The organism is Ideonella azotifigens, from assembly GCF_006519715.1.
Classification (GTDB): Bacteria; Pseudomonadota; Gammaproteobacteria; order Burkholderiales; family Burkholderiaceae_C; genus Ideonella; species Ideonella azotifigens.
Genome location: NZ_VIDT01000619.1, coordinates 1 through 3,306 on the forward strand (window position 1 = coordinate 1; position 3,306 = coordinate 3,306).

Consider the following 3,306-nt stretch of genomic DNA (forward strand, 5'->3'; position numbering starts at 1 on the left):
CTGCAGCACGAAGGCCCGCTGCGCAGCGCCGCGCAGATCCAGCACCGCGCGCTGGACATGAGCTTCCACGGCGCCTTCCTGCGCGAGATGAACCTGCTGGCCGCCTGGCAGCAGCAGGCCCGCCAGCACTGGCTGCCGCTGGACCGCGGAACGCGCCAGTTGGCAAGCGCCCGCTTCCACCTGATGGACGGCGGTGCCTTGCTGTCCGGCCTGCCGCAGGACAGCCGCCTGGTCGTGCACCCGGCCTATTTCCAGGCGCTGCACGAGCAGGGCAGAGCGCTGGCCGGCGACTGGCTGGAACGCCACGGCAGCCAGCTCGGCCGCCGCGGCACAGTCGAACTGTCCGAACGCTTTTAGCGCCGGCCTGCGTCAGCGACCCGTGCAGTTCGCGTAGGGGAATGACGCACCCGGCCCCGCAAGTACGCGAGGCCACCCGCCGAGCGGGTTGCGCAGGCCGCTTGGGGCGGCCCGGCGCTGGCCTGCGTCAGCGGCCAGTGCAGTTCGCGTAGTACGTGACCGTGGCAGGCCAGTCCGAGAACATGCCGATGATGCCGACGTCGTTGGCCAGCACGTCCAGCGCGGTGTAGTAGTCGCCCGGGCCCTTGACGGCGGGGGTGACGCTCTGGAAGTAGTAGCCGCCACCATCGGTCAGCGGGCCGGAGCGTTCCAGCGACCAGCTGATGATGTTCATGCCGGCGTTGCGCGCGGCGTAGGCGTAGTCGGAGCCGACCATCTTGCCCTTCTTGTCCAGCGCCAGCAGGGCCCAGATCGGCGGGGCGACGATCTTCACGCCCTTGGCCGCCATCTCGGGCAGCAAGGCCTTGGCAGCGGGCACCTGGTCAGGCGTGTCCACGGGGATCAGCGCGACAGACTGCTTGCCGAAGTCCGGCTCGTGCTGGAGCCAGTAGTAGTTGTCGTTGATGTTGAAGGACTGGGCCCAGACCCGCTTGGCCGGCACGCCCGCGTTCTTGAACGCATCGATCATCGCCTGCGCGTACTTCTCCTGGGTGTAGTCACCCTGGTAAGGCATGGGCACGCTGGCGGCCTTCAGCTCGGGCGTCATGTCCACCTTCAGCTGCTTGAACAGCTCGATGGCCTCGGCGAGCGTCATCAGCGTGCCGGTGGCGGCATAGGCATCGGTGCGCCAGTTAGGCGTGCCCTTCATGTACTCGGCCACGCTGGTGGCGTTCGGGTTCGCACCTTCCATCTTGCCCATCAGGCGCTTGAACTCGCTGACGCTCAGGTCGCTGGTGCAGCAGGTCGCAGTGGCCTGCTTGCCGGTGGCCGGGTCGGCAGGGCTGAACGGCACGCTGCATTTGGCGGCCAGGTCCGGGATGGACAGGATGTTGGTGGTCTGCGCCAGGTCGCACTGCGAATGGCGGCAGACCAGCTCGCGGTCCTTGGTGAAGGTCACGTCGCACTCGATCACGCCCGCGCCCTGGCGCGCCGCGGCCATGTAGCCTTCCTTGGTGTGCTCGGGAAACTGCATTGCCGCGCCACGGTGGCTGATGGAGAACTGGCTCTTGGTCGCCGGAATGTTCTCGCAGGCCTTCAGGCGCTGCTTCAGGTCCTTGTCGGGCACCTGGTCGACCAGGTACATCGGCCGCACCCCGAGCTGGTAAGTGGTGACAGGCTGTACCTTGCCGGCATGGGCCGAAGGCAGCTGGGCGAGGCTCAGCGCCAGGCCGCCGGCCAGCATCAACGCGGCTTGTCTGAGGACATGTGTCATGGCTGTCTCCAATTTGATCAGGGTGGGTGAGCCCGCAGTGTGAAAACCGCACATGTCCTGGGCATGACCGAACGGGGGCAGGCCGCGGCCATCGGGTCACAATCTGTAAGACAAGCCAACACACAAACAAGGGATCATGGGGCCATGAGGAGGCTGTGGATGTTGCACAGACTGTGGCGGCGCCTGTGGCGCAGGCAGGATGCTTCGGGCACGCAAGACCCGTCGCACGTGTTGGCGCGCGCCGCGTTCGAGGACGTGCTGACCGGATTGCCGACGCGCCACGTGGCGTTCGAGCGCATTCTGGAAGCCCGCAGGGCCGGCGTTCGCGGCTTAGCGGCCATGGCCGACCTGGATCATTTCAAGCAGCTCAACGACAGCTTCGGCCACACCGCGGGCGACGAAGTGCTGCGGGTCACCGCCGAGCGCCTGCAACAGGCTTTGCCAGACGGCGGCTGGGTGGCCCGCATGGGCGGCGAGGAGTTCTGCATCTTCCTGCCCGGGCTGACGCAGGCCGAGGCCGTGGCCTGGCTCAACGCCGCCAACGCCAGGCTGAGCGCGCCAATGGACCTGATCTCGGCCAAGGTTTCGGCCTCGTTCGGCGTGACCAGCTTCGTGGGCCAGTCCCCGGACAACCTGATGAGTGCCTGCGACCTGGCGATGTACGCCGCCAAGGCCCGTGGCCGCAACCAGGTCGTGGTGTTTGACGACGACACGCGCGCGGTCGCCACGTCACGCCGTGAGCTGGCTGCGACGGTGGCCGAACTGCAGCAGCGCAACCAGGCGCTGTTGGACGAGGCCCGCACCGACGCCTTGACCGGCCTGCGCAACCGCCGCGCACTGGACGAAGCACTGGCCACCGCGGAGGCCGATCAGATCGCCGTGGCCTTTCTCGACATCGATCACTTCGGCGAATTCAACCACCTGCACACCGACACCGCTGGTGACGCCGCGTTGCGCGCGGTCGCGGCAGCGGTGCAAGCGACGATCCGTCAGGAGGACCAGGCCTTCCGCAAAGGTGGCGAAGAGCTGGTGGTGCTGCTGCATGCCGCGGACCCGGGCGCCGCGCTGGCGGTGGCCCAGCGCTTGCGCCAGGCGGTGCAGGCGCTGGCCATTCCCCATGCTGGCTCGCCGACCGCGGCGGTGCTGACGATCACCGTCGGCGTGGCGCATGCCAGCGCCAAACGAAGCGTGCAGCAAACCCTGGAAGCGGCCGCAGCGCTGGCGATGGCGGCGAAGCGCAACGCGCAGCGCAACCAGGTGCACGCAGAACCCCTGCCAGGCGCCGGCTGAACCCTCGATCGCTGCCGGCCAGGTTCAGGCCTTCAGCGCCCATCGAAGTCCTCGAAACCGCCCGGATCGTCCGGGTCGCCCATCGCGCCGGCATCGTCGAAATCCCCGGCGCCGCTGCCGCCGGAGCCGCCCAGGTCGCCCAGCACGCGCAGGATCTGCTTGCCGTAGGCTTCGAGCTTCTTCGCGCCCACGCCGCTGATGCCGGCCAGTGCGTCCAGCGTGGCCGGCGCTTCGGCGGCCATCTGGGCCAGCGTCGCGTCGTTGAAGACGATGTAGGCCGGCAGGTT

3 protein-coding genes and 1 pseudogene are annotated in these 3,306 nt (G+C 68.2%); 2 read left to right on the plus strand and 2 right to left on the minus strand.

Annotated features, from left to right (window positions below):
* Positions 1-357: pseudogene (locus FKP22_RS32710) on the plus strand (hypothetical protein); the annotation flags it as partial.
* A gap of 127 nt (positions 358-484) precedes the next feature.
* Here FKP22_RS32710 and FKP22_RS25100 read toward each other — a convergent pair.
* Positions 485-1,729, minus strand: a complete 1,245-nt coding sequence (locus tag FKP22_RS25100; RefSeq protein WP_141290411.1) for a glycerophosphodiester phosphodiesterase family protein — start codon at positions 1,727-1,729, stop codon at positions 485-487.
* Positions 1,730-1,888: 159 nt separating this feature from the next.
* Between FKP22_RS25100 and FKP22_RS25105 the strand changes: the two genes are divergently transcribed.
* Positions 1,889-3,019 carry a diguanylate cyclase domain-containing protein gene (locus tag FKP22_RS25105; protein WP_170201077.1) on the plus strand — a complete coding sequence of 377 codons (1,131 nt, stop codon included), beginning with the start codon at positions 1,889-1,891 and terminating at the stop codon, positions 3,017-3,019.
* Positions 3,020-3,051: 32 nt separating this feature from the next.
* Here the strand turns inward: FKP22_RS25105 and FKP22_RS25110 are convergent.
* Positions 3,052-3,306: HRDC domain-containing protein (locus FKP22_RS25110; protein ID WP_141290416.1), on the minus strand; the 255-nt coding region annotated here is incomplete at its 5' end.